Here is a 26,891-nt window from a genome sequence, read left to right as displayed (position 1 = left end):
GGTAACAAGAATGAAAGTTGTTGTGGCGCCGGACTCGTTCAAGGAATCGATGACCGCAGCCGAAGCGGCGGCAGCGATCTCTGCAGGCGTACGTACGGTGTTTCCGGATGCGCAGTGCGTCGAAGTCCCGATGGCCGATGGCGGCGAGGGAACCACCGACGCACTGGTCTCCGCATTGGACGGCCGGTGGCGGATGATCTCGACGCACGACGCGCTCGGCCGCCCCATTGAGGCTGGCTATGGCCTGACACCCGACGGTCTGGTCATCATCGAAGTCGCCAGTGCGGTCGGGATCGGGCAGATCAACCCGGACGAACGAGATGTGCTGCACAGTAGCTCATTGGGTGTGGCCGATCTGGTCCGTGACGCCTTGGACAACGCGGCCAACCGCTTCATCATCGGGCTCGGTGGCAGCGCGACCACCGACTGCGGGGCGGGCATGCTGGCCGGCCTGGGAGTGAAATGGCTGGCGGCCGACGGCAGCGAGCTGGCCCCGAACCCGGCCGCTCTGGCCGATCTTGACCGAGCTGATCTCAGCGGGCTGGATCCTCGGCTGGCCGATGTCGAGATCGACCTCGCGTGCGACGTCACCAACCCGCTGCTCGGCCCGCATGGGTCGGCGGCGGTTTTCGGTCCGCAGAAGGGGGCCGGCCCCGACGATGTCCGCTACCTCGACGGGATTCTCGAGAAAGTGGCCGAGGCGCTGGTGGCCGCTGGAGCTCCCGATGTGCGTGAGGAACCGGGAGCCGGTGCGGCCGGGGGCCTGGGCGCGGCATTCTTGGCCATCGGCGCCCGGATGCGTCGCGGGGCCGAGGTCGTCGCGGAGGCCGCTCACCTCGCGGAGGCGATCGACGGCGCCGACTTCGTGCTGACCGGTGAAGGCGGCATGGACTTCCAGACGCTGTCGGGCAAGACTCCGGCCGGGGTTGCCGATGTCGCCGGACGCTACGGCGTCCCCGTCATCGCCTTCGCCGGCACGCTGGGTCGTGGCGCCGACGACCTGGTCGGCCGGGGTTTCGAAGCGGTCGTCCCGATCATGCCCGGGCCAGGGACTCTGGCGGATGCACTGGCCGACGGCCCCAACAATCTGGAACGGGCCGCGGCGACCGCGATGCGCCTGATCAAGCTCGGTGCGGCTGGCTGAAGCCGCCGACCGGCCGCTCAGACGCGCCTCTTGCGTCCGAGAAACAGCGATCTGGGCAACATGCGGGCGGCCAGCCGCCTGCCCTTGCTGACCGACGAATACCACTGCGCGCTGATCAGGCCCACATCGGTGGCCACCTCGGCCACCGGCGGCGGGGCAGCGGCGTAGCGTCGTCGTTCCACCAGTAGGGCGATGCGGCGCAAAGCGGCTCGTCCCTCGGCATCCAACCCGGGCCACGCCATGGCGGCCACCTGCCGCGGGGTCGCCGCGGGCCAGGGCATGCCCAGATCCACCGCAGTTGCCTGCAGTTCACGCCAGGCGCCGGCCACCCGGTCGCCGGCGTCGCTGGACGCCAGCCGCTTGCGCCGGATGCCCATCCGCGCCAGCGCTGGGCTTGCCAGGGCCACCAGGCCGGCCAGTATGCCAGCGAGCACCCGCGGATCGATCGATATTCGCGCGACCGGCGAGGGCAGCGGGGCCGGCACATCGGGAGCGGGAGTGTCTTCGGGGTTCTCCGGCGCCTGCGGAGTCGGCTCGGCCTCGGGGGTCTGCGGAGTGGGCTCGGTCTGCGGCGGCTGCTGGCTGCCCAGCGAGACCGTCGGTTCGAAACCGACCCAGCCGAGGCCGGCGAAGTAGAGCTCCGGCCAGGCATGCATATTGTGCGAGGTTACCAGCCAGGAGCCGTCCGCCTGCTGGGTGCCCGCGGTGAACCCGACCGCGACTCGGGCCGGGATTCCCACGGCTTTGGCCATCAGCGCCATCGACGAAGCGAAATGGATGCAGTATCCGCGACGGTCGTTGAACAAGAAGTTCACCAGCACCTCGTAGCCGGTGCCCTCCGGCGCGTTCAGATCGTAGGTGAACCGAGCGGGATCGTTCAGCCAGTTCTGCAGCGCCAGCGCCTTCGCGCCGTCGCTTTGCGCGCCGTCGGTGATCTGATGGGCGAGGTCGATGATCTCGGAAGGCACGTCGTCGTCCAGGCCGGTGTCATCGATGCTGTCCGCCGTCGCATTCGCCAATTCGTCGGCGTCGGGCTGGGCCAGCAGGCTGTCGACCGAGTACGAGAGTCCGGCCACGGCCTGATTGTTGCGGCGCCGGTCGACATTGAGCACGGTGAGGGTGCGCGGATCGTAGCTCCACGATCCATCGACATCCCAGCTCAGCGGGAGATAGGGGGCCGGGAGATAGTTCGACTGGAAATCGCCGATCGCGATCTGCGTGGTGACAGGGGTCTGTGTGCCACTCAATGAGGGTGCCTCCGGGGTGCCCGGCAGCAGGTCCATCTGTTGCAGCTGCCAGCCATCGGCATTCATCGCGGTCAACGCGGTGCTGCGCAGCCGCACGCCGTCCGGGGCCGAGGTGGTGTACGACAGTACCGGTCGTTCGTCGGGACGATGCAGGTTCTCGTTGAGCTGGATCGTGGGGTCGATCAGATCGATCGACTGATTGTTGCCCACGTTGCCCCGGGGCAGCCAGCTCTGGCCATCGGGCGGTATCGCCAAGCCCGCAACCACTGCGGTGGCGATCGAGACGATCCCCAGGCCGGCGGCAAGCCCGGTGAAGCCGCGCGCATTGAACTTCGCGTCGTCCTTGCTGCTGAGTCCGCGTGGCCAGCGCTGCTCGTGATCGATCGTGCGGGAGGCCAGCAGTAGCAGCCAGCCTGAGCAGACCGCCACGATCGAACCGATGCCCACGGCCTCGTCCAGCACGATCATCGAGGTGAGATAGCCGCCCAGCAGCGGCAGTGCCGCCAGCAGAACGCTGCGCACTGCGATGAAGGCCAGATCGATCGCGATCGTGAGCACGCCGACGCCGGTCAACAGCAGCACGAGAGTGGCGTCGTCGGCGGCCATCGGGACCGACTGGCCGTAGATGTGCGCGCCGGCCTGATTCCAGGTCAGAGCGAAGACCTGCCAGGGCCGGGTCTGGCCGGCCGCGCCGGACGCGGACGCCGATCCGATCCACACCATGATGAAGCCCGCCAGCAGCTGTGCCACTGTGCCCGGCCAGGTCAGGCGGGACAGCCGGCGAGCCAGCCAGCCCAGCCCGGTCAGGACGACCACCACCACAGCCGCGCCGGGCAACAGCCGGGGGTCGGCACTCAGCTGGACCAGGGGAACCGCGCCCAGAAAAGCAGCGACAGCCGTGGCGATCGAGTTGCGCAGCGAGCCGATCATGCCAGCACCTCGGTGGCCTCGTGCAGGGCCGTCCAGGCCTGCGGCACCGTCGTTGAACCGGTCACCAGAGTGACCATCCAGCCGCGGTTGGCCAACTCGACGGCGTATCGGGCCTGCGCCGAGCGGCTGCTGCCTCCCGCGAACGACTGCACGTCCAGCAACAGGGCGTGTGCCGAGCCCGATCGTGGCGTCGCCTCGATCAGGGTCGCCAGATCCGCATCGGTCAGCTGACCGAGCACTGCCAGCACCGATGAGCTCGGCAGCCGGTTCTCGCCGCCGGCGAACAGTCCGGCGGCCAGCGACTCTGCGCTGGTCAGGGTGATATCTGTCAGTTCGTACAGCAATTGCTGCGAGCGGACGCTGCGATCCGAATCCGGGCTGAGGCTCAGCCCGTCGGCATCGGCCAGTTCCAGGATGGAACCGGCGCCGAGCAGCGCGAGCCCGGCCGACGCGGCAGCCGACACCGCCCATTCGAACGAACTGTCGGGACCGCCACCCACATGAGCGCAGCGCCGGTTGTCGACCAGCAGCCGGGTGGTGGGCTGCCACGATTGTTCCTCGCGGCGCACCATCAGTTCTCCCGCCCGCGCCGTCGAACGCCAGTGCACCCGCCGCACGTCATCGCCGCGCCGGTATTCGCGGACCAGCACGTCGTCTTGACCGACCAGCCCGGCACGCGCACTGCGGGCTTCGGCCGACGAGCCCGAACTGCCCGCCCGCAAGCCGCCCAGCTCGTAGATCTTGGGAGTCACGGCGATCTCGGTGGTGGTCACGAACGCCATGTCATTGCGCGCCAAGCCGAACGGATCAAGGCTGCGCACCAGCAACGGGCCGATCCGGAAGCGGCCGCGCTGGGCTCCGGTGAGCCGGTAGCCGACTCGGTAGCCGTCCGATGGAATCCCACCCGATAAGGCGAAACGCGGACGAATACCCATCGATGGCGGCACCACGTCCTCGAAATGCAGCATTCTCGGCAGGCCGCCACCCGAACTGGTCAGCGTGAGCCAGACTCCGAACTCGGTGCCGACCGGGACACTGGTCACCGCGAGACGGCGTTCGTGGCGCAGCCCCTTGACCGGCCAGGAGACCATCAACAGCGCACCGATCACCACCGCGAAGGCGAAAGCCCCCAGCCAGAACAGATCGCGCTGGGTGAACACCACCCCGGCCAGACCGGCCAGCAGGCCGAAGACGCCGACGATGCGTCCGCGCGGGGTGAGGCGGCGCCAGGCCTGCACGATCAGATGCTCCGCGGCAGCGCCACGGTAGCTGCGGCCGCGGTCACCGCGTCCGCACCCGAGCGTCCGGCCAGCCGGGCCGCTGAGGTCAGCAGCACGCGATGCGAAAGCACTGAGGCGAGCAGCGCCTGCACATCGTCGGGAATGACATAGTCGCGGCCGGTCACTGCGGCCCGCACCCGCACCGCACGCAGCAGCTGCAGCCCAGCGCGCGGAGAGGCACCCAGCCGCAGATCGCTGCTGGAGCGGGTGGCGTCCACGATGTCGACGATGTATTCCTTGACGGCCTGCGAGACGTGGACCTCGCCGATGCCCGCCGCAAGTTTGGTCAGCGTGGCGCCGTCGGTGACTGGCTGCAGGCTGGCCAGCGGATTGGCCGCGCCGTGGGCGCTGAGCATCTCGAGTTCGGCGCCGCGGGTGGGGTAACCCATCTCGATGCGGGCCATGAACCGGTCGCGCTGGGCCTCGGGGAGCGGATAGGTGCCTTCCATCTCGATCGGATTCTGGGTGGCGACCACCATGAACGGCGGACGAAGCCGGTGCGTCTGGCCGTCGACGCTGACCTGACGTTCCTCCATGGCCTCCAGCAACGCCGATTGGGTCTTGGGTGAGGCGCGGTTGATCTCGTCGCCCACCACGATGTTCGCGAAGACGCCGCCCGGTTTGAATTCGAACTCGCGGGTCTCCTGGTTGTACACCGAGACGCCGGTGATGTCGGAGGGCAGCAGGTCGGGGGTGAACTGGATCCGGCGCACCCGGCAGTCGATGGCACGTCCCAGGGCCTTCGCCAACATGGTCTTGCCGACTCCCGGCACGTCCTCGATGAGCAGGTGACCGCCGGCGAACAGCACCAGGATCGCCAGATCGATCTGTTCGGTCTTGCCCTCGATGACACTCGCGATGGCCGTCCGCATGGCCTCAGCGGTCCGCTGCACCTGCGGGACGTCGAGTTTTGGGGTCAAGACACGTTGAGCTGTCACGGAACCGGGATCCCCTCGGTAGATGAGTTGGCGGTCACGCAGCGGACTTTCGGTCCTGCCTGCGGAACCTGCCAGGCCGCCAATCATCGTACCCGCGCCCGCCCAACGTCCCCGCGTCGTGCGGCGGCCGCGGCCGGTCGTGGTGGTGAAACAGCCGAGATTGTGGCAGCGAGTTGGATGCAGGTGGAGCTAAATGGAGTAAGGTGGGGCCAAGTGGAGGACGAGGTCCCGATGTGGAGCTGGGGGTGGTGCCGATGTTTCTCGGAACGCACACTCCCAAGCTCGACGACAAGGGCCGATTCTTCCTGCCTGCGAAGTTCCGGGACGAGCTGGCCGAGGGGCTGGTGGTGACCAGGGGACAGGATCGCTGTCTGGCGATCTATCCCATGGCCACGTTCGTCGCGAAGACTCAGCAGATGGCCTCAGCTCCGGCCACGGTGCGTCAGGTGCGTGATTTTCAGCGCATGCTGGCGTCCTCGGCCAGCGATGAAGTGCCGGACAAGCAGGGCCGCATCTCGGTGCCGGCCGTGCTGCGTGACTACGCGGGTCTGGACAAGGACATCGTCGTGGTGGGGGCCATCGATCGGGTCGAGGTCTGGAACCCGCAGGCATGGGAGGAATACTCCGCTGCGCAGGAGGCCTCCTTCGCCGAGCTGAACGAAGAGATCTTCCCGATCCTGTGATCGGGTCGCTTCGTCCAGAACGGAGAAAGGCAATGACACTGCTGTGTCGTCCGGCTTCAATCCGGGCTCACAGCTTCCTGGCATCACTTCCCCGATGCCAGGCGGCTCTGGGTTCTGGAGTCCGGATTGAAACCAGGCGGCACAGCCGACGACTACTGCTCGGGAGGAACGATGGATGTGAGCGAGCCCGTCGCCGCCCGTAACCCGCCCGATCCTGCACCGCTGGCCGTCGATGACCACGGGGCAGTCGTGCACACCCCGGTGATGCGCGAACGCATCACCGCACTGCTCGGACCTGCTCTCCAGACGCCCGGAGCCATCCACGTGGATGTCACTCTCGGCATGGCCGGCCACGCCAGCGCGATCCTCGCCGACTGCCCGAATGCCCGGCTGATCGGCATCGATCAGGACGCCGACGCTCTGGCGATCGCAGAGCGCACCCTGCACCGGTTCGCCGGACGCTTTGAGCTGGTGCAGGCCCGCTTCGACGAACTCGCCGACGTGCTGGACGATCTGGGCATCGCCGAGATCAATTCGCTGCTGGCAGACCTCGGACTGTCGAGCCTGCAGATCGATCAGCGTGATCGCGGCTTCGCCTATGCGGCCGATGCGCCGCTGGACATGCGGATGGACGCCCGCAACCCGCGGACCGCCGCTCAGGTGCTCAACACCTCCAGCCAGGCCGAACTCGTGCGGATCCTGCGTCGCTACGGGGAGGAACCGCATGCCGAGCGGATCGCCCGGGCCATCGTCACCGAACGCGCCCGCGAGCCGTTCAGCAGATCGGCCCGTCTGGTCGACGTGATCTCCGCTGCGCTGCCGGCCGCCGTCCGGCACGGCGGGGGACATCCGGCCAAGCGCACCTTCCAGGCCCTGCGCATCGAAGTCAACGGTGAATTGGACGCCCTGGCCGGGCTGCTGCCCGATGCCCTCGGCAGGCTCGCGGTCGGCGGACGCATAGCCGTGCTGGCCTACCACTCGCTGGAGGACCGCCTGGTCAAGCAGACCTTCGCCGCGGCCATCAGCGACGCCGCGCCGCCGCGGTTGCCGGTGGTTCCCGAGCCGCTGCTGGCCCGATTCGAGCCGCTCACCCGGGGAGCCGAGAAGCCTACCGCCGACGAGATCGCGAGCAACCCGAGGGCCGCATCGGCCCGGCTGCGCGTGGTGAAGCGCATCCGTCCCGGTCATGTGCCCATCCTCAAGGAGGCCCGATGAGCGCTTTGCACGCACCGATCACGCCCGGATCGGACAGCCAGCCGACAGTGCTGCGGGCCGTGCCCAGGCAGTCTCATCAGCTGGCTCAGTTGCCGTTCATTCTGTTCATCGCAGTGCTGCTCGGCGGAGGACTCACCGGAGTGCTGGTGCTGTCGACCACGATTCAGACCCAGTCGGGTGAGCTGGCGGCGCTACAGAGTCAGGAAGCCGAGCTGCGCTACCAGGAAGCCGCTCTGGTCGCGCAGGCGCAGGATCTGCGCTCGTCCCAGAATCTGGCCGACCAGGCGTGGGCACTGGGCATGCGGCCCAACCCGAATCCGGCGTTCATCAAGATGCCGAGTGGCGAGATCCTCGGGGTGCCCACCGAGGTGAGCGGTAACGAGTTGCCGGGCATGGTGCCGCCGGCGCCGGTCAGCGTGCCCGTCACGACGCCCGCGCCCGAGCCGACCTCCACCACCGAGCCCTCCACCGAGCCCTCCACCGAGTCCTCGACCGAACACACGACCGAACCCACGACGACGGCTGGCGATCAGGACGGCACCGAGCAGACCGACGAGTCCACGAACTCCGAGACCACTCAGCCGGCGGCGGGGGAGGTAAACCCGTGAGTAGCCCACGCAATACCCGATCCTCCGCTGCCAGCCGCTCGTCGACAGCCGGCAGGTCCCGCACGGCGACACCGATGGGCAAGAACTCCCGGCGCCGCGCGCGTCCCGGATTGCCCATCGCTTCCACCAACAAGCGGATCACGATCTTCTTCGTTTTCGTTGCGATCATGATCAGCCTGGCGTCGGGTCGCGCCCTGCTGCTGCAGGGCATCGATGCGGACGCCAATGCCCAGGCTGCGGCCGCCCAGCTGAGCCAATCGCAGGTGCTGAAGGCCGATCGCGGGGTGATCTACGACCGCAACGGTGAGGTGCTGGCCGAGACGCAGCCGGCGTTCTCGGTGATTGCCGATCCGTACTCGATCTCGTCCAATGGGTATGACCCGGACCACATGACCAGTGACCAGCGCGCCAAGGCCGACAAGGCACCTGCAGCGATCGCGGAGATCCTGGTCAAGTATCTGGGCGGGAACAAGGACGATTACCTCACGCAGCTGACCGACACCCGTACCGCCGACGGCGGACCCAACCAGTACGAGCTGATCGCCCGCAAGGTCTCGGCCGCGGTCTACCAGCAGATGGCAGCCGAGCTGACCGCCGGTGGCTGGTACGGGATCTATTCCGCGCCCGACCCGGTGCGCTACTACCCGAATGGGACGCTGGCCTCCAATGTGCTCGGCTTCGTCAACTACGACGATGAGGGCGCCGCGGGTCTGGAGTACGGCCAGAACCAGTACCTGAGCGGCACGGATGGCAAGCAGACCTACCAGTCGTCGCGCTACGGCACCATTCCACTGGGCGACAGCACCCTGATCGAGCCGGTCAACGGCGCCACCTACACCTTGACGATCGACTCCGAACTGCAGTGGATGGCCGAGACCAGCCTCGCCAACGCGGTGGCCAGTGCGCAGGCCAAGAGCGGCACCATCGTGGTCCAGGCTGTCGACACCGGAGAGATCCTCGCGATGGCCACGGTGCCCACCTTCGACTCCAACAATCCGGGCTCGGCCGACGCGGACGATCTGGGCAACCGCGTGGTCACCGACGCCTACGAACCGGGTTCGGTGCAGAAGGTGCTCACCATGGCCGCCCTGCTCGATGCCGGCTTGATCACTCCCGACACCAAGGTGCAGGTGCCCGAGCAGATCCTGTCCGGTGATGCCCCGATCCGGGATGCCTGGTCGCACGGCACCCTCGATCTCACGGCTCGCGGTGTGCTCGCGCAATCGTCCAACATCGGCACCGTCGAGTTGGCGCGCCAGATGGACAAGGCGACCCTGTCGAACTACCTGGCGTCGTTCGGGCTGGGTACCTCCACCGGTATCGAACTGCCCGGCGAGACCGGCGGCGCGCTGGGCATCCTTCCCGGCACCGATATGGCCGACTACACCCGCGACCAGATCTCCTTCGGCCAGGGCCTGTCGGTGACCGCTCTGCAGGAAGCGTCGGCCATCTCCGCGATCGTCAACGGTGGCGTCTATCACCAGCCGACGGTCATCGCCTCCGCCACCACGGCGGCCGGAGACGCTATCAGCTTCGACCGCGCCGAGCCTCGCAGAGTCATCAGTCCGGAGGCATCGGCGGCCGTGGTCAACATGATGGAGGCCAGCGTGGCTTCGCCCGAGATGACTACGGCGGATTCGAAGACGATCGACGGTTACCGGATGGCCGGCAAATCCGGAACCGCGCAGAAGGCCGATCAGTACGGCAACTACAACGGCGGCTACACGGGTTCTTATGTCGCGGTCGCCCCTGCGGAGGATCCGCAGATTCTGGTCTACGTCGTGATCGACGAACCGGTCAATGGCTACTACGGTGGCACCGTGGCCTTTCCAACCGCACGCCAGATGATGATGCAGGCATTGCCCCGATACGGCATCGCTCCGTCGACCGATGTGCCCGCCTACACCGACCCCCTCACCTACTGACCGTGGCAAGCGAAGAACAGCACAGCCAGGCGCAGCCGGCACCGCAGACCTTCCCGCAGCCGCTCTCGCAGCTACTGGCGGGGCTGCCGGTGCAGCTGCCGGACGCCGATCCGATCGTCAGCAGGGTCAGTTTCGACTCCCGCCGGGTTCGTCCTGGCGACCTCTATGTCGGCCTTCCCGGCACCCGCAGCCACGGCGCGTTGTTCGCCGAGGCGGCCCGCAGCGCCGGTGCGGTCGCGTTGCTGAGCGACCCCGCCGGCGCCCGGCTCGCCGACGGTCAGCACCTGCCGGTGGTGGTCTGCGACGATCCTCGCTACGTGATGGCGATCGCCTCGGCCAGGGTGTGGGGCCACCCCGCGCGCAATATGACCAGCTTCGGAGTGACCGGAACCAACGGCAAGTCCACGACGGTGCTGATGCTGGCCTCGGCGCTGGACGCGGCTGCGCACCGGGTGGGCAGCATCGGAACGCTGGGGTTCCTGGTCGGCGGGGAGCCGGTCCAGATCGACCATTCGACGATCACCACTCCCGAGGCGCCCGATCTGCAGGCGATCATCGCGACGCTGGCGGCTCGCGGTGCCGATGTGATGGCCATGGAGGTCAGTTCGCATGCCCTGGCGCTCAACCGGGTGGCAGGCATCCAGTTCGACGTCGCCGGATTCACCAATCTCGGCCGCGATCACCTGGATTTCCACCACACGATGGAGGCCTACTACCAGGCCAAGGCTCAGCTGTTCACCCCTGGTTACGCCAAGCGCGCGGTCATCAACGGCGACGACGAGGCCGGACGCAGGCTGATGAGACAGGCGGCCGAACTCGGGCTGCCGGCGGTCAGCGTCGGGCTGAGTGACGGTTGCGACTACCGGGTGGTGGCCTGGCAGCCGCACGGTCCGGGATCTCGTTTCACGTTGGCCCACGACGGCGCGCAACTCGACGCGTTCACCTGCCTGCCCGGCGAGTACAACGTGCGCAATGCGGCGACCGCGCTGGCCATGATCGATCAGGCCGGCTACGACATGACCGCCGCACTGCCCGGACTGGCCGCCGCGGTCATCCCCGGACGCATGCAGCCGGTGCCGCTGGACGGCGAGGCGGCGCCGCACGTCTATGTCGACTTCGCCCACACCCCCCAGGCGATCGCCTCGGCATTGTCCGCATTCAGCCATCCGGGCTTCACCGGCCGGCGAGTGATAGCGGTCTTCGGCGCCGGCGGTGACCGCGATCCCGACAAACGCGAACCGATGGGGGCGGTCGGGGTACACGGCGCCGACATCGTGCTGGTGACCGATGACAATCCGCGCTCCGAAGACCCGGCCGCCATCCGCGCCCGGGTGCTGGCCGGCGCCCGCGAGGCCATCGCGTCCGCCGCACCCGGCAGCCATGATGCCCGGGTCGAGGCCTACGACGGCGGTGACCGGGCCACGGCCATCGAGCAGGCACTGCGGCTGGCCCGGGCGGGAGATGTCGTCGTCATACTCGGCAAAGGCCACGAACGCAGCCAGCAGTTCGCTGATCGGACGATCGACTTCGACGACGTCGCAGTCACGCAGGATAGGTGGGCGCAGATCAGCCAAGCCCCAGGAGGCCCATCATGAGGACGCGCAGCGCAGCAGAGTTGGCTGCACTCATCGAAGCAGGCGGTGAGCCGTGCACCGTGACCGCAGACCCCGACACGGTCGTTGGCCCCGCTGTCGTGATCGACAGCCGCCAGGCCACCTCAGGAGCACTGTTCGTCGCGTTGCCCGGCGAGAACGTCGACGGCCATGACTATGTGGCTGCAGCCGCCGCGCTCGGAGCAACCGCGGCCATCGTGACCCACCAGGTCGATGCCCCGCTGGCCGAACTGGTCTGCGAGGACGCCCAGCAAGGCCTCACCGCATTGGCCCGTAGCCTGCACGCGGAGGCCCGGGCCGCCGGTCTACAGACGGTCGCGATCACCGGCAGCGCCGGCAAGACCAGCACCAAAGACCTCCTGGCCCAGATCCTGGCCGCCGTCGGCCCAACGGTCAGCCCGGCCGGTTCCCACAACAACGAGCTGGGCAATCCGCTCACCGTCTGCCAGATCGACGAGCGGACCCGCTATCTGGTCAGCGAGATGGGCGCCCGGGCGATCGGCGACGTCGCCTACCTCTGCTCGATCGTGCACCCCAGCGTGTCCATCGTGCTGAACATCGGCACCGCGCACCTCGGCGAGTTCGGCAGCAAGGCGAGGACCGCCGAAGCCAAGGGGGAGATCGTCGAGGCGCTCGACCCGGACGGCTGGGCCGTTCTCAATGCCGGCGACCCGTTCGTCGATGCCATGGCGCCACGCACCCAAGCCCGCATCGCCCGCTTCATGGTCGGCGGCACAGAACCCGTCGACGCCGAACTGTTCGTCCGGGCCACGGATCTGAAGCCGGACGATCTCGACCGCTACTCCTTCGTGCTGACCGTCACCGGACCCGGAGCGACCGCACACAGCGCCAAGGTGCAGCTGCGGTTGATCGGCGAGCACCAGGTCGCCGATGCCACGGCCGCAGCCACCGCCGCGCTCGTCCTGGGGGTGCCACTCGAAACGGTGGCCGCGGCACTCAACCAGGCCACCGCCCGTGCGCGGTGGCGGATGGAACTGCACGAACTGCCGAATGGGGCAGCGGTCATCAACGATGCGTACAACGCCAATCCGGAATCCATGGCGGCTGCCCTGCGTGCGGTTGCCGCGATCGGCGAGCGGCGCCGGGCTTCCCGGCCGCAGGCGCGCACGATCGCGGTCATCGGCGACATGCTCGAGCTGGGGGAGACCTCGCCCGAGCTGCATGCCGGCATCGGTCAGCTGGCCGCAGAGCTGGGCTACGACGAGATCGTCGCGCTGGGCGAGCACGCGCAGGATATCGTCGGCGGCGCCGAGCGCGTCGGTGCTCGCGCCCGGATCGCGGAAGTGCAGACCGTGGCCGGCTCGCTGGAGTTGCAGCCCGGAGACGTTGTGCTGGTGAAAGCAAGCCGAGGCCTCAGTCTGGACGAGGTGGCCGACCAGCTGGTGGGCGGAGAGGAATAGATGATGAAACTGATCATCGTTGCCGGGGTCGTCGCTCTGGCCGGGACACTGATCGGCACGCGGGCCTTCATCGGCTTCCTGGTGCGCCGCGGCTACGGCCAGTTCGTCCGCGACGACGGGCCGGCCACCCACAGCGCCAAACGTGGCACCCCGACCATGGGTGGGCTGGCCATCGTTCTCGCGGTGGTGCTGGCCTATGCGCTGGCTCATCTGGTGAACCTGGAACTCCCGTCGTATTCGGGCCTGCTGCTGCTCGGCCTGCTGGTCGCCTGCGGGCTGCTCGGCTTCATCGACGATTGGACGAAGATCAGCCACAAGCGTTCGCTGGGGCTGACCTCCCGGGGGAAACTCCTGGGCCAGTTGGTGATCGGCGCCGCCTTCGGTACCGCAGCACTGTTCGGGCCGAATGCCTACGGCGACACCCCCGCCAGCACCGCCATCTCCTTCACCCGCGACATCGAATGGTTGCGGCTGCCGCTGGTGGCGGCGATCGTGTGGATGACCTTCATGGTGATCGCGTCCTCGAACGCCGTGAATCTCACCGACGGTGTCGACGGGCTCGCCACCGGCGCGCTGACCATGGTTTTCGGCGCCTACACCCTGATCAACATCTGGCAGCGCAACCAGTGGTGCCGGCCCGGCTCGACCGCCGGCCCGATGTGCTACCAGGTCCGCGATCCCTGGGATCTGGCGGTCATCTCGGCAGCCTTGGCCGCAGCCTGTTTCGGATTCCTGTGGTGGAATGCGAAACCGGCCAAGATCTTCATGGGCGACACCGGGTCGCTGGCCCTCGGCGGCGCCGTGGGTGGCCTGGCGATCCTCACCCGCACCGAACTGCTGCTGATCATCATCGGCCTGCTCTTCGTTCTCGAGGCGTCCTCGGTGGCGATCCAGGTCAGCTACTTCAAACTGACCCACGGCAAGCGGGTCTTCAAGATGGCGCCGCTGCACCACCATTTCGAGCTGCTCGGCTGGGACGAGGTGACCGTGGTGATCCGATTCTGGATCATCTGCGGCGTGTCGGTCGTCACGGGGCTTTCGGTCTTCTATGCCCAGTGGATACTGGGCCAATAGCCGGTCCGAGAAGACCGCTGACAGACGTTTGAACAGATCCGTTCCTACTTCCCCAGGAGGACGAAGATGACAACCGACAGGCCCCTGGCGTGGCTTCGGATCGCCGACCGCTACTCGCCGTGGCGCGAGGCCGCGGTGGTGGTGGCCGGGCTGGGCACCTCCGGCTTCGCGGCAGCCGACGCGCTGCTCGAACTGGGTGCCCGGGTGATCGTGCTCGACGATCTCGACTCCGACGAGAACCGCGAGAAAGCCACCCTGCTCGAGCACCTCGACGCGACCGTGCGGCTCGGTCCCGGCTCCTCGGCAACCCTGCCGGACGATATCGATCTGGTCATCACCTCGCCGGGCTGGCGCCCCGACTACCCGCTGCTGGCTGCCGCCGCGGCGGCCGGCGTGCCGATCTGGGGCGACGTCGAACTCGCCTGGCGGCTGATGCACCCCGACCGCATCGTCCCCTGGCTGGGCGTGACCGGCACCAACGGCAAGACCACGACGGTCCAGATGCTCGATTCGATGCTGCGCGCGGCAGGCCTGAAGTCGGCCGCTGTCGGCAACATCGGGCGCCCGATCATCGAGGCGATCAACGACGAGATCCCCTATGACGTCTTCGCCGTGGAGCTGTCCAGCTTCGAGTTGCACTGGACCCATTCGCTCGAACTCCATTCGGCGGCGGTGCTGAATCTGCACGCCGACCACCTGGAGTGGTACGGGCCATGGCTCGGCGATCCCGATGCCGCCATGGACGGCTACCGCGCCGACAAGGCTCGCATCTATCACAACGTCAGGCACTCCTGCGTCTACAACGTCGCCGAGCCGGTCACCGAGAAGATGGTGGCCGATGCCGAGGTGATCGAGGGAGCACGGGCGATCGGTTTCACGCTCGGCATCCCGTCGATCTCGATGCTCGGCATCGTGGACGATCTGCTGGTCGACCGCGCGTTCGTCGCGCAGCGTCACGATTCGGCGCTGCCGCTGGCCAACGTCGCCGACGTGCACCCGAACGCCCCGCACAACATCGAGAACGCCCTGGCCGCGGCCACGCTCGCCCGCAGCTTCGGCGTGCCCGGGCCCGCCGTGGCCGCGGGTCTGCGCAACCTGAAACTGGGCGGCCATCGCATCGCCACCGTCGCGACGATCGACGGGGTCACCTGGGTGGACGACTCGAAGGCCACCAATCCGCACGCGGCCAACTCGTCCATGCGGGCCTTCGATTCGATCGTGTGGATCGCCGGCGGACAGACGAAGGGCACCAGCTTCGACGACCTGGTGACCGCCCACGCATCGAAACTGCGGGCGGCGATCGTGCTGGGTGTCGACCGGCAGGTGGTGGCCGACGCCTTGGCCCGGCACGCTCCTGGTGTGCCCGTGGTGGTCATCGACCGCCACGATGCGAAGGGCGCGATGACCGAGGCCGTGCAGGCCGCAGCCGCCTTCGCCGAGCGAGGAGACACCGTGCTGCTGGCACCCGGAGGCGCCAGCAAGGACATGTGGCCCGGTTACGCCGCACGCGGCGACGACTTCGCCGCAGCCGTCCGCGGGCTGCCCGGCGGTGGAGTGCGGCAATGAGCGTCGCGTCCGAGGTCCGCAAGCCCGGCCGGCCGGCAGGCCCGGCCGCCGCGAGCCGCCCGGCAGCCGCCAAGCGCCGCAAGCGCGGGCTGGAGGGCGGGCTGGCCGACTTCGGGAGCCATGGCGAGGGGAACCTCGCCCGCGTGCTGTCCCAGCCGCTCGCCGACTACTACCTGGTGCTCGTCTCGTCTGCGCTGTTGGTCGGACTCGGCGTGCTGATGGTGCTCTCGGCCTCCTCGGTGTGGTCGTCGGTCACCAATCAGGGCGACGCCTACTACTACCTGGTGCGACAGCTGGTCTTCTTGGCCATGGGCATACCAGCGGCCTGGTGGCTGTCGCGGCGCAGCGCATCGGCATATGCAGTGCTCGGCTGGCTGGGCATGATCTTCAGCATCGTGCTGCTGGCCCTGGTCTTCACTCCGCTGGGCGAGGACGCCTACGGTAACCGTTCCTGGCTACGGCTCGGTCCCCTGGGGACGATCCAGCCGTCCGAGTTCGCCAAAGCGGCCCTGATTCTCTGGTCGGCGGCCGTGCTGGCCAACCGGACGAAGACACTCAGCGACCCCAGGCGGCTGTTGTTCCCCTTCCTGCTCGGTTTCCTCGTAATCGAAGGCATGGTGCTGTTGCAGAAGGATCTCGGCACCGCGGTGATCATCGCCTTGATCATGTTCGCGGTGCTGTGGTTCGTCGGGGCCCCGATGCGGGTGATCGCTGCGCTCGGTTCGGTCGGCGCCGTGGTGATCGGACTGATGGTGGTGACCGATCCCGAGCGTATGCACCGGCTCTTCAGCTTCGTGAACCCCAGCGATGCCGTCAGCGATCAGCCGATGAATGCCATCTATGCGCTGGCTTCGGGTGGCTGGTGGGGCGTCGGCCTGGGCCATTCCCGCCAGAAATGGGGCGGCCTGTACAACGGTGCCCAGACCGACTACGTGCTCGCGGTGCTCGGCGAGGAGATGGGCCTGGTCGGGACGCTGATCGTACTCTGCCTGTTCTTCGTCCTGGCGTTCACCGGGCTTCGAATCGCGGCCCGGTCGTCCAACAGGCTGCTCGCCTACGCTGCGAGCGGCATGACGGCGTGGATCGTCATTCAGGCGCTGGTCAACATCTTCGTCGTGATGCGGCTGCTGCCGGTGGTCGGCGTCCCGCTGCCGTTCCTGAGTCAGGGCGGCTCGGCCCTGCTGGCCAACCTGGTAGCCGTCGGCATTTTGCTGGGAGCCGCCCGACAAGAGCCCGAGGCAGCCAGACTGCTGGCTGCCGGGCGCAAAACCCGTCAGCCTAGAATGACCAGCGTTGTCGACACCCGCCGATGAGATCACCGGCTGAATCAGACGATCGGAGAAACAGATGGTGAACGTCATTCTGGCCGGCGGTGGTACCGCGGGCCACACGTCACCGCTGATCGCGACCGCGCAGGCCATCACAGCGATAGCACCGGACACCCAGATCACCTGCATCGGCACGGCGCGTGGCCTGGAGACCCGCGTCGTCCCCGAAGCCGGACTCGATCTCGAACTGGTCCCGGCGGTTCCGCTGCCACGCAAGATCAACCTGGACCTGTTCAGGGTCCCGGGACGGCTGGCCGGGGCGGTTCGCCAGGCCAAGAAGATCCTGCGCGCACATGACGCCGATGTGGTCTGCGGGTTCGGTGGGTACGCATCGCTGCCCGCCTATCTGGCCGCCCGCCGCCTCAAGATTCCCGTGGTGATTCATGAGCAGAACGCGCTGCCGGGGCTGGCCAACAAGATCGCCAGCCGTTTCGCGGTGGCGGTGCTGACGTCGTTCCCCGGCACCGAGCTGAAGGGCGCACGCTTCGAGGGCCTGCCGGTGCGCCGGGCGATCACCGACCTGGCGGAGGCCGGACGCACCGCTGCGGCGGCTTCGGCCCGGCAGTCGTTCGGCCTGGCCCCCGATCTGCCGGTGTTGCTGGTCAGCGGGGGATCACAGGGGGCCCGTAGCCTGAACGATGCCACCGTGGACGCCGCCGACCGGCTGCTCGCCGCGGGCATCCAGGTGCTGCATGTGTGGGGCCCGAAGAACTACCATGACGGATTGACCGAACGTGTCGACCAGACCACCGGTGCTCGTTACGTTCCGGTCGGCTATGTGGACGCCATGGAGCGTGCCTACGCGGCCGCCGATCTGATGCTGGCCCGCTCGGGTGCCGGCACCGTGGTCGAGGTCGCCACCGTCGGATTACCTGCCATCATGGTGCCGCTGCCCATCGGCAACGGCGAGCAGGCCCGAAACGCCAAACCGCTGGTGGACGCTTCGGCAGCCATCTGCATCGACGACGCCGAGCTGACCGCCGACCGGCTGGTCAGCGAAGTCACGGCGCTGTTCGCGGCACCCGGCAAGCTCGCGGCGATGTCGGCCGCAGCCCAGAAACTCATGCGTCCTGATGCGGCGGCCAGAGTCGCCCATGTGGTCCTCGACGCCGCACAGGCAGGAGAACGGTGATGTTGCGCCAGATCATTGAGGTGTTGCCCGCAGCCGAGGCGGGGGCGATCCATTTCATCGCCATCGGCGGTGCCGGCATGAGCGGAATCGCCGAGGTGTACAACGAGCTAGGCATGCCGGTCTCCGGCTGTGACCGCTCCGACTCGCCGGTCCTGCATCAGCTTTCGGAGCTCGGCATCGCGACCGCGGTCGGCCACGACGTTGCTCACCTGAACGGCATCGACACGGTGGTGGTCTCCTCGGCCATCCGCCAGAACAACTCCGAAGTGGTCGCCGCCAAAGCGGCCGGACTGCGCCTGTGGCACCGCAGCGCCGCGCTGGCGGCACTGATGATCGGACGCCGCGGGGTATCGGTCGCGGGCACCCACGGCAAGACCACCACCAGCGCCATGACGGCCACGATGCTCGCTCACGCCGGGGCCGATCCGAGCTACGTCATCGGTTCGCCGCTGGCCGCGACCGGCCGCAGCGCCCACCTCGGTTCCGGCGACGTGCTGGTGATCGAGGCCGACGAATCCGACGGCAGTTTCTTGCAGTACCCCACCGAGATCGCCGTCATCACCAACATCGAGGCAGATCATCTCGACAACTGGGGCACCGCCAAGGCCTACCACGAAGGATTCCGCGATTTCGCGCACGGCCCGACCGTGCGCTCGGTGGTCATCAACGCCGATGACCCGGGGTCGCGCGATCTGGCGTCCGAGTTGCGCAAGGCCGGGGTGGTGAAGGTGATCACCTACGGTGAGGCGGCCGACGCCGACTACCGGCTGTCCGATCTGCGTTTCAAGGACACCGCCTCGTCGGCTCGGCTGCACGCCGAGGGACGGACCCACCAACTCGATCTTCAGGTGCCGGGACGCTTCAACCTGGCCAACGCTGCCGCGGCCTTCGCGGTCGGACGCCTGCTCGGAATCGACGCCGCCGATCTGCTGGCCGCCGCTGCGCAGTTCACCGGCACGCTGCGCCGCTTCCAGCTGATCGCCAGCCAGCCGCTGAGCGATGACCCGGACGCCGCGCCGGTGCGCATCTACGACGACTATGCCCACCATCCGACCGAACTACGTGCCTCGCTGGGGGCCGCGCTCCGGGCCCGGGGCTCCGGACGCCTGGTCGCCTGCTTCCAGCCACATCTGTACAGCCGTACCCGCGATTTCGCCGAGGAGTTCGGCCGGGCGCTTTGCCTGGCCGATATCGCGATCGTCACCGACGTCTACGGCGCCCGCGAAGAACCGATGCCGGGTGTCAGTGGGGCGCTGATCGCCAACGCCGCGAAAGCCCACGCCGGATCGACGACCGAGGTGCACTACGTCCCCGACAAGGCCGAATTGCCGCGGGTGCTGGCTGACCTGGTGCGTCCGGGCGACCTGGTGATGACGCTGGGCGCGGGCGATGTCACGCTGGTCGGTCCGCTGCTCGTCGATCAGCTGAAAAAGCGAGTCAGTCGGGGATGACGGCCAACGGGACCAGCGGACGCACCGACCTGGGGCCTCGGCTCGACCTGCGCCGCAAGACCCAGCAGCGCGCCCGGCGCAAGCGGGCCATCATCATCGGCGCCGCATTGGTGGTCCTCGCGGTGCTGGCCTGGGTGGCGCTCTTCTCGTCCGCCCTGGCCACCCGTGAGGTCACCGTCACCGGTACCCAGCTGACCACCACCGACGAGATCGTCCAGACCGCGCGAGTGCCCCTCGGCACGCCGCTCACGCGCATCCCGGCCGACGCCATCCGCCAGCGGCTGCTGGCATTGCCCGAGGTGGCCGACGTGGTGTTGCACCGCAATTGGCCGCATGAATTGGGCATCGAGGTGATCGAACGCACGATGGTTTATCAGCGCATCAATGCGGGCAGCTATCAATGGGTGGATGCTAGCGGGAAGATTTTCCACACCGCATCGGAGCCTGTCGAGGGCGTGGTCGCCGATACCGCCGGTGACGAACAGCGGATGCTGGCCGACGTCGCCACCGTGGTCTCGGCGCTGCCCGCCGATGTGGTCGCGCAGACCACCCAGGTGACGGCCTCCACCATCGACCACATCGTGATCGAGCTGGCCGACGGACGGCAGATCGTCTGGGGCAACGCCAGCCTCTCGGACGAGAAGGCGGCCCTGCTGCCGGTGCTGCTGGCCCAGCCGGGCACGGTTTTCGATGTATCGGCGCCCGGGCATCCGGCAATCCGCTGAACTCGGGTCCCAAAGCCTCGACCTGTACTTGAGGTTATCGAGGTTTGAGCGTGTCCCGGTGTGGACAGCACTTTGGCTGCTTTCGTACTGTGAGTTTCGCGTGTCTGAGCGGGTGAGCATGTCATTGCCTGCCTCAAAAGGCCATCTGCCGACGAACCGGCCGCGGATTTGGTCGCTCACTTGGCGGAATTGCTTCGATCGGCAGTGCAGAATGGGTGCAGCCACGGGGCCGGAAGGATCGGAACCGGGGCGCGGACGAGCCGAACGAGCGAACAGACGAATCGGTGCTTTGAGCACTGGCAGGGAATGGGGCGGACTGGTGGCCACTGCATCGCAGAATTACTTGGCAGTCATCAAGGTGGTCGGCGTCGGTGGCGGTGGTGTCAATGCCGTCAACCGGATGATCGAGTCGGGCCTCAAGGGTGTTGAGTTCATCGCGATCAATACCGATGCCCAGGCGCTGCTGATGAGCGACGCCGATGTCAAGCTCGACATCGGCCGGGACCTGACCCGCGGTCTGGGTGCCGGTGCTGATCCCGAGAAGGGCCGCCAGGCGGCCGAGGATCACTCCGACCAGATCGAGGACGCGCTGAAGGGCGCCGACATGGTTTTCGTCACCGCCGGCGAGGGCGGTGGCACCGGTACCGGTGGGGCCCCGGTGGTGGCCAAGATCGCCCGTTCGCTGGGTGCACTGACCATAGGGGTGGTGACCCGGCCGTTCTCCTTCGAGGGACGCCGCCGAGCCAATCAGGCGGACTCGGGCATCGCGAACCTGGCCGACGAGGTCGACACCCTGATCGTCATCCCCAATGACAAGCTGCTCGAGATGACCGATGTGCGGGTCGCCATCCTGGACGCCTTCAAGCAGGCCGACCAGGTACTGATGCAAGGCGTGTCGGGTATCACCGACCTCATCACGACACCCGGCCTGATCAATCTCGACTTCGCCGACGTCAAGTCGGTCATGAGCAACGCCGGGTCGGCCTTGATGGGCATCGGTTCGGCCCGTGGTGACGACCGGGCGCGCGAGGCGGCCGAGCAGGCCATCTCCAGCCCGTTGCTGGAGGCCAGCATCGACGGAGCGCGCGGCGTGCTGCTGTCGATTGCGGGCGGTTCGGATCTGGGCCTGTTCGAAGTCAGCGAGGCCGCGAACCTCATTGAGGAAGCCGCACACGACGAGGCGAATATCATCTTCGGCACGGTCATCGACGATGCGCTCGGCGATGAGGTGCGCGTCACTGTCATCGCGGCAGGCTTCGATTCCGGCCAGCCGACACCCAAGGCGAAGCCCGCAGCCGCCGCTCAGCAGCCGGAGACTCGTCCGCAGCCCAAGGCCGAGCCGATGATCAATCGGTCCGACGAGCAGCGTCGGTTCACACCGAACTTCTCGGCGTCCGACGACGGCCACAACGAACCGACGCACATGACCAAGCGTCCTGTAGTGGCTCCGGTCGCCGACGATGATGACGACCTGGACATCCCCGATTTCATGAAGTGAGCGCGGCGTGTTCGCCGAGTTCATCGACCCCGCCGGCAACGGTGGAGTAGGCGTCGCATTCACCGATCGGCTGGGTGGCGTGTCCGAGGGTGCGCTGGGCCGCCTCAATCTCGGACGCAGCGACCTGGACGAGATCGACCATCTGCGCACGAATATGAGCCGGGTGCGACAGGCCGCCGGGATCACCCCGATCGTGGCCGTTCACCAGATCCACGGCACCGCCGTGCATCTGGCAGACGATGACGGACGCGATTGGTCGTCCGACGGCTGGATCGGCAACGGCGCGCCAGGTGTGGCGCGGCTGCCGGTGGCGGACGCCATCGTGTCCACCACGCCGGGATTGGCGGTGATGATCCGGGTCGCCGACTGTGTTCCGGTGATCCTGGCCGATCCGGCCCGGCGCATCGTCGCCGGGGCCCATGCCGGGCGCGTGGGCCTGCTCGAGGGTGTGCTGCCTGCAGCGGTCGCAGCGATGGGCGATGCGGGCGCTCGCCGGATCACGGCGTGGATCGGCCCGCACATCTGCGGCGACTGCTACGAAGTGCCTGCTCAGATGGCTGCTGATGCTGCCGAACGGATTCCCGAGTGTGCAGCGGTCACGAGCTGGGGGAGTCCGGCCATTGATCTGGGCGCCGGTGCCGAGGCACAACTCGAACATCTGGGGGTGGAGGTTCATCGCGCGGATCCGTGCACGCTGACCAGCACGAGCCTGTTCTCCCACCGCGGTGACGGTCCCGGTGCCGGCCGCCAGATCGGTCTGGTCTGGCTCGCTGAATAGCGGGCGTGTCGCGTGGCGATCTTCGCGGCCTTCACGCCTTGTCCAGGTAGGCTCGACTCGGTTGCGGGATACTCCTCAGTCGAGCGTGAAAGGGTTCACAATGGCGCAGACGATTCGGAAAGCGGCGGCGTGGCTCGGATTGGTCCGGGATGAGGAGGACGAGCGCTACGGCGACGACGTCGAGCAGTTCAGCGAACCGATCTATGGCTACGAGCGCAGCGAGGAGGTATCGGCCGTGACACCCATCAACCGCCGCCCGGCGCAGCAGGACCACTACCGTGATGCCGCAGATGTCGAAACTCGCGTTTCCGATCCGGTCAAGGCCGACCTCGGCCGCATCATCACCGTCCATCCGCGGGCCTTCAACGAGGCTCGGACGATCGGTGAGCACTTCCGCGACGGCGTGCCCGTGATCATGAACCTGACCGACATGGAGGACGCCGACGCGCGGCGTCTCATCGACTTCGGGGCTGGGCTGATCTTTGGACTTCGTGGCACGATTGAACGTGTAACGAGTAAGGTCTTCCTGCTCTCGCCGAACAATGTCAACGTGACCGCCGAAGATAAGGAACGCATCAAGGGCGGTTTCTACAACCAGAGTTGAGGTTTCCTACCGATGCAGACTGCCGGCTGGCTCTTGTACATGCTGCTCCAGGTCTACATCTGGCTGCTGCTCGCGCGAATGATCATCAGCTGGATTCCGATGTTCGCTCCGCGCTGGCGTCCCCGAGGTATCCTCGCTTCGCTGTTCGAGATCATCTATACGTTGACCGATCCTCCTATCCGCGCGCTGCGCAAGATCATCCCCCCGCTCAATCTCGGCGGCGTAAGTCTCGACATAGCCTTTATGGCAGTTTTCATCGGCGTCTACGTGCTACAGCGCGTGATCGTCCAGGTTTTCTTCTGATTCAGGCCCAGTCGGGCACGCATTGTGCGTCGTGGTCAGGCGTATCAGAGCCCCATGGAGTAACCTGAACAGGTCATAAGTGCGCCACGGCGCACTCGAAGACGAACACAAAAGGGTCGGGCTACCTGGCTCGTCCGGATAATTGAGCCTGCTGATCTGGAGTAAGAGATGACTCTGTCCCTCGATGAGGTCCGCAATATTCGCTTCCCGATGGCGCGTAAGCCAAGCGAGGACGGATATCGGGCCAGCGCGGTAGACAACTTCATGGACAAGCTGGAAATCAGTTATGCCCAGCTGACCGAGGAACTGGAGCAGTTACGTGCCGGTGGCTCTGGTGGCGAGGCTGCCTCCAGTGAAGCTGATGATGCCCTGCGCAACGAGTTGAAGAACGCGCAAGCCGCGTCCAGCCGCCTGGCTGGCGAGTTGGATGCCCTGCGCAACGAGCACGCTTCGCTGCAAACGGCGAGCAGCCAGCTTCACCAGGAGAACGAGCGGCTGAGCAGTGAGGTCGCTCAGCTGCGCGGACAGCTGGACGAGCTGCGGGCCAGCAGCGACCTGTCGAAGACCGGCGGCGAGCAGTTGCGCGCCGAGAACGAGAACCTGCACCGTCAGCTCGAGGAACTGCGTGGCCAGCTGAACAACAGCCAGCAGGAATTGGCGGCGGCCCAGCAGCGCGCGGAGGCCGCCCAGCAGGCGCCGGCCCCGGCGCCGCGGCAGGTGCTGGACGGCTCCGACGGCGATGTCCGCCAGATTCGGGTCACCACGAGTTCCGAGGCCAGCTCGGCGGTTGTCCGGTTGGTCGAACTGGCCACCGAGCAGGCCGAGACCCTGCTGGCCGACGCCGATGCCGAGGCTCACCGCCGGATCACCGAGGCTGTGGGTCAGGCCGAGCGCACCACCGCCGAAGCCCGGGCCCGCGCCGAGCAACTCGATCACGAGTCGCGTTCGCGCGCCGATCAGCTGGACCGTGAGTCCAAGGCGCGCGCCGAGCAGCTGGACACCGAGACCCGCCAGCAGGCAGACCGCATTCTGGGTGAGGCCCGCGGACGCGCCGACCGGCTGGACGCCGAGGTTCGCGAGCGCCGTGCCGAGCTGTTCACCGGTTTGGAGAACGATCGCGACGTCTTGGTTGATCGTGTCAATCAGCTGCGCGACTACGAGGAGAATTACCGTCGCACCTTCAACGGATTCCTCCAGTCGCAGATCGACCAGCTGGGCCAGACATCGATCAGCCCGAGTCAGCGTCCCGACACCGATGCGATGTACGGGTTGGGTCAGCCGCATGTCTCGACCCCGCGGCTGGACGCCCTGGTCGATGAGAGCCGCCAAGAACTGAACTGAACCTCTACTCTCCGGCGTCCCCGCACCCTTACAGGTGTCGGGGGCGTCGGCGTATCCGCTCAGTTGCATGGCGCGTAGTGAGGTGTACACTGCCCGCTAAACGTACGAGGAGAATTGATGGCAACCACCAAACCTGACGAGGCGGTGCTTACCGCTCTGCCGGTTCTCGATGGCGAGGATCCCTGGACCGCCGAAGAGGTGGCTGCGGTTCGTGCGGAGCTGATCGAGGAACGTGACCGGCTGCGGGCCGCTGTCGCCCATGCCCAGGCCGAGTTGGCCGAGTTGATGACCGAGGGCAGCGACGGGGCCGGCCGCGATCCGGCCGATGTCGGCTCGTCCAATTTCGAACGCGACCAGGAGCTGTCGCTGCACAACAATCAGCGGAACATGCTCGACCAGACCGAGCAGGCCGTCAAGGCACTCGAGGCCGGCACCTACGGGTACTGCGAGAACTGCGGCAAGCCGATCGGCAAAGCCCGGCTGGAGGCCTTCCCGCGCGCCACGATGTGCGTGACCTGCAAGCAGCGCCAGGAGAGGCGATAGCCGCTTCGACTCCCCAGCCGAGTGAGGTGGATGGGGAGAGCGCGCCAGTCCGGGTGCCGACAGGTGCTACCAGCACCTCGCCGACACCCCGAAGATTCCGCATCCTGATGGCTGTTATGGTGCCGCTGCTGTATGCGCTCGATCAGTTCACCAAGCATCTGGCGGTCGACAGGCTGACCGTGGGCCAGCCTGTCGAGGTGATCCCCGGCCTGTTGTGGTTCTCGCTGCATTTCAATCCGGGCGCGGCGTTCAGCATGGGCACCCAGTTCACCGTCGTGCTCTCTGTGCTCGCCTTGGGTGTGCTCGCAGGGTTGCTGGCGTTCGCTGCACCCAGGGTACGCAGCTGGCTGGCCGCGGTGGGCATCGGCTGGCTGATAGCCGGTGTCGCGGGCAACCTCACCGATCGGCTCTTCCGCGATCCGGGTCCTTTTCTCGGTCACGTCGTCGACTTCATTGCCATACGCGGCTTCGCCATTTTCAATGTGGCCGATATGTGCATCACCGGTGCTGCGATCTTGTTGATCATCTGGTCGTTCCGCTCGGAGCGTCGCTGATGGCGCTGCTGCTGGTGCCCGATGGCCTGGACGATGAGCGCATCGATGTGGCCGCTGCCCGGATGACCGGGCTGAGCCGTTCGCGGATCGCTGACCTCATCGACGCGGGGGCCGTGCAGCTGGCCGGCTCGGTGGTCACCCGGGCATCGGGACGAGTGCATGCCGGGGATCTGCTGGAGGTCGACATCAGCGAGCCGGTGCGCCAGGCCAAGGTCGTTCCGGTGCTCGCCGACGGGCTGCGCATCGTTCACGAGGATTCCGAACTGGTCGTCGTCGACAAGCCGGCCGGGGTCGCTGCTCACCCGTCGCTGGGCTGGACCGGGCCCGACGTGGTCTCTCATCTGGCCGCCGCCGGAGTCCAGGTGTCCACCTCGGGGGCGGCTGAGCGCCAAGGCATCGTCCAACGCCTCGATGTCGGCACCTCGGGGCTGATGGTCGTGGCTAAGAGTGAGCACGCGTATTCGGTGCTCAAGCAAGCCTTCCGTGACCGCAGCGTCGACAAGACTTATCTGGCGTTGGCCCAGGGCCACCCCGATCCGTTCAGCGGAACCATCGACGCCCCGATCGCACGGCACCCGGGCCATGACTGGAAGTTCGCGGTAATCGCCGGGGGGCGGCATTCGGTCACCCATTACGAGGCGGTGGAAGTGCTGCGCGCGGCGACCCTGCTCGAGGTGCACCTGGAGACCGGCCGCACCCATCAGATCCGGGTGCATCTGTCGGCGATCGGCCATCCGTGTGTCGCAGACCCGCTCTATGGCGCCGACCCGGTGCTGGCTGCCCGCCTCGGCTTGCAGCGGCAGTGGTTGCACGCCGTGCGGCTCGGTTTCATTCATCCGGGTAGCGGCGAGTACGTGACCTTCAGTTCCGAACCGAGTCCTGATCTGCTCTCCGCGCTTCGGCTGCTGCGCGCCGAGTCGTGATCCCCGGCATTGTCGGTTGGCAATAGGTTTACTGCTGTTTTCTGGTTTCACTGGCGATCTCAGCTAG

The 26,891-nt window shown here is 67.3% G+C and carries 23 protein-coding genes and 1 pseudogene; 21 read left to right on the top strand and 3 right to left on the bottom strand.

The window, feature by feature from the left end; all coding sequences use genetic code 11:
* Nucleotides 1-10: 10 nt before the first annotated feature.
* The gene (locus QUE25_RS02625; RefSeq protein WP_286267298.1) at nt 11-1,144 is read left to right on the top strand and encodes a glycerate kinase; all 1,134 of its coding nucleotides are present in this window, start codon (nt 11-13) and stop codon (nt 1,142-1,144) included.
* Nucleotides 1,145-1,161: 17 nt separating this feature from the next.
* On the opposite strand, the gene QUE25_RS02620 is transcribed toward QUE25_RS02625, so the two are convergent.
* From QUE25_RS02620 to QUE25_RS02610, 3 genes are read right to left on the bottom strand one after another with little or no spacing between them, the layout of a single operon-like run.
* The gene (locus QUE25_RS02620; protein ID WP_286267297.1) at nt 1,162-3,321 is read right to left on the bottom strand and encodes a transglutaminase TgpA family protein; all 2,160 of its coding nucleotides are present in this window, start codon (nt 3,319-3,321) and stop codon (nt 1,162-1,164) included.
* The gene (locus QUE25_RS02615; protein ID WP_286267295.1) at nt 3,318-4,559 is read right to left on the bottom strand and encodes a DUF58 domain-containing protein; all 1,242 of its coding nucleotides are present in this window, start codon (nt 4,557-4,559) and stop codon (nt 3,318-3,320) included. Before QUE25_RS02615 ends, QUE25_RS02620 begins: the two co-directional genes overlap by 4 nt.
* Nucleotides 4,560-4,561: 2 nt before the next feature.
* Entirely contained in the window at nt 4,562-5,473 is a 912-nt protein-coding gene (locus QUE25_RS02610; RefSeq protein ID WP_286268477.1) for an AAA family ATPase, read from the bottom strand.
* A 320-nt stretch (nt 5,474-5,793) separates the two neighbouring features.
* On the opposite strand from QUE25_RS02610, the gene mraZ reads away from it, so the two are divergent.
* The 20 genes and pseudogenes from mraZ (at nt 5,794) to QUE25_RS02510 (ending at nt 26,824) form a co-directional block, all read left to right on the top strand.
* On the top strand, nt 5,794-6,222 hold the full coding sequence (gene mraZ, locus QUE25_RS02605; RefSeq protein ID WP_286267293.1) for a division/cell wall cluster transcriptional repressor MraZ: 429 nt from the start codon (nt 5,794-5,796) through the stop codon (nt 6,220-6,222).
* Nucleotides 6,223-6,444: 222 nt separating this feature from the next.
* Entirely contained in the window at nt 6,445-7,437 is a 993-nt protein-coding gene (gene rsmH / locus QUE25_RS02600) for a 16S rRNA (cytosine(1402)-N(4))-methyltransferase RsmH (RefSeq protein WP_286268476.1), read from the top strand.
* Entirely contained in the window at nt 7,434-8,045 is a 612-nt protein-coding gene (gene ftsL, locus QUE25_RS02595; RefSeq protein ID WP_286267290.1) for a cell division protein FtsL, read from the top strand. The genes rsmH and ftsL overlap by 4 nt, the downstream gene beginning before the upstream one ends.
* Before the next feature lie 116 nt (nt 8,046-8,161).
* Nucleotides 8,162-9,970 (top strand): peptidoglycan D,D-transpeptidase FtsI family protein, encoded by a 1,809-nt coding sequence (locus QUE25_RS02590; protein WP_286268475.1) that lies wholly within the window; start codon nt 8,162-8,164, stop codon nt 9,968-9,970.
* A 2-nt stretch (nt 9,971-9,972) separates the two neighbouring features.
* Entirely contained in the window at nt 9,973-11,565 is a 1,593-nt protein-coding gene (locus QUE25_RS02585; protein WP_286267288.1) for a UDP-N-acetylmuramoyl-L-alanyl-D-glutamate--2,6-diaminopimelate ligase, read from the top strand.
* Entirely contained in the window at nt 11,562-13,004 is a 1,443-nt protein-coding gene (locus QUE25_RS02580) for a UDP-N-acetylmuramoyl-tripeptide--D-alanyl-D-alanine ligase (protein ID WP_286267286.1), read from the top strand. The genes QUE25_RS02585 and QUE25_RS02580 overlap by 4 nt, the downstream gene beginning before the upstream one ends.
* Before the next feature lie 3 nt (nt 13,005-13,007).
* Nucleotides 13,008-14,078: a phospho-N-acetylmuramoyl-pentapeptide-transferase gene (gene mraY / locus QUE25_RS02575; protein WP_286267284.1), complete on the top strand. Its 1,071-nt coding sequence runs from the start codon at nt 13,008-13,010 to the stop codon at nt 14,076-14,078.
* Nucleotides 14,079-14,144: 66 nt separating this feature from the next.
* Nucleotides 14,145-15,644, top strand: a complete 1,500-nt coding sequence (gene murD, locus QUE25_RS02570; RefSeq protein WP_286267282.1) for a UDP-N-acetylmuramoyl-L-alanine--D-glutamate ligase — start codon at nt 14,145-14,147, stop codon at nt 15,642-15,644.
* Nucleotides 15,641-16,957 (top strand): putative lipid II flippase FtsW, encoded by a 1,317-nt coding sequence (ftsW, locus tag QUE25_RS02565; protein WP_286267280.1) that lies wholly within the window; start codon nt 15,641-15,643, stop codon nt 16,955-16,957. Before murD ends, ftsW begins: the two co-directional genes overlap by 4 nt.
* Nucleotides 16,958-16,991: 34 nt before the next feature.
* Nucleotides 16,992-18,104 (top strand): undecaprenyldiphospho-muramoylpentapeptide beta-N-acetylglucosaminyltransferase, encoded by a 1,113-nt coding sequence (murG, locus tag QUE25_RS02560; protein WP_286267278.1) that lies wholly within the window; start codon nt 16,992-16,994, stop codon nt 18,102-18,104.
* Nucleotides 18,101-19,555: a UDP-N-acetylmuramate--L-alanine ligase gene (murC, locus tag QUE25_RS02555; protein ID WP_286267276.1), complete on the top strand. Its 1,455-nt coding sequence runs from the start codon at nt 18,101-18,103 to the stop codon at nt 19,553-19,555. Before murG ends, murC begins: the two co-directional genes overlap by 4 nt.
* Nucleotides 19,552-20,280: a cell division protein FtsQ/DivIB gene (locus QUE25_RS02550; RefSeq protein ID WP_286267274.1), complete on the top strand. Its 729-nt coding sequence runs from the start codon at nt 19,552-19,554 to the stop codon at nt 20,278-20,280. Before murC ends, QUE25_RS02550 begins: the two co-directional genes overlap by 4 nt.
* 319 nt (nt 20,281-20,599) lie before the next feature.
* Nucleotides 20,600-21,557, top strand: a pseudogene (gene ftsZ, locus QUE25_RS02545) (cell division protein FtsZ); the annotation flags it as partial.
* Nucleotides 21,558-21,785: 228 nt separating this feature from the next.
* Nucleotides 21,786-22,556, top strand: a complete 771-nt coding sequence (locus tag QUE25_RS02540) for a purine nucleoside phosphorylase YfiH/LACC1 family protein (protein ID WP_286267271.1) — start codon at nt 21,786-21,788, stop codon at nt 22,554-22,556.
* Between the two features lie 100 nt (nt 22,557-22,656).
* A complete protein-coding gene (locus QUE25_RS02535; protein ID WP_286267269.1) occupies nt 22,657-23,160 on the top strand; it encodes a cell division protein SepF in 504 nt (167 codons plus the stop codon).
* 12 nt (nt 23,161-23,172) lie between these two features.
* On the top strand, nt 23,173-23,463 hold the full coding sequence (locus QUE25_RS02530) for a YggT family protein (RefSeq protein ID WP_286267267.1): 291 nt from the start codon (nt 23,173-23,175) through the stop codon (nt 23,461-23,463).
* Nucleotides 23,464-23,631: 168 nt separating this feature from the next.
* Nucleotides 23,632-24,804 carry a DivIVA domain-containing protein gene (locus tag QUE25_RS02525; RefSeq protein ID WP_286267265.1) on the top strand — a complete coding sequence of 391 codons (1,173 nt, stop codon included), beginning with the start codon at nt 23,632-23,634 and terminating at the stop codon, nt 24,802-24,804.
* Nucleotides 24,805-24,921: 117 nt separating this feature from the next.
* Nucleotides 24,922-25,347 (top strand): TraR/DksA family transcriptional regulator, encoded by a 426-nt coding sequence (locus QUE25_RS02520; RefSeq protein ID WP_286267263.1) that lies wholly within the window; start codon nt 24,922-24,924, stop codon nt 25,345-25,347.
* Nucleotides 25,348-25,454: 107 nt separating this feature from the next.
* On the top strand, nt 25,455-25,901 hold the full coding sequence (locus QUE25_RS02515; RefSeq protein WP_286267261.1) for a signal peptidase II: 447 nt from the start codon (nt 25,455-25,457) through the stop codon (nt 25,899-25,901).
* Nucleotides 25,901-26,824 carry an RluA family pseudouridine synthase gene (locus QUE25_RS02510; RefSeq protein WP_286267259.1) on the top strand — a complete coding sequence of 308 codons (924 nt, stop codon included), beginning with the start codon at nt 25,901-25,903 and terminating at the stop codon, nt 26,822-26,824. Before QUE25_RS02515 ends, QUE25_RS02510 begins: the two co-directional genes overlap by 1 nt.
* The last annotated feature ends 67 nt before the right edge of the window (nt 26,825-26,891 follow it).

Origin of the sequence: Brooklawnia propionicigenes (genome assembly GCF_030297015.1) — a bacterium.
Taxonomy (GTDB): Bacteria; Actinomycetota; Actinomycetes; order Propionibacteriales; family Propionibacteriaceae; genus Brooklawnia; species Brooklawnia propionicigenes.
The sequence above is the reverse complement of the archived record's forward strand: the minus strand, read 5'-3'. Positions and strand labels throughout refer to the sequence as shown.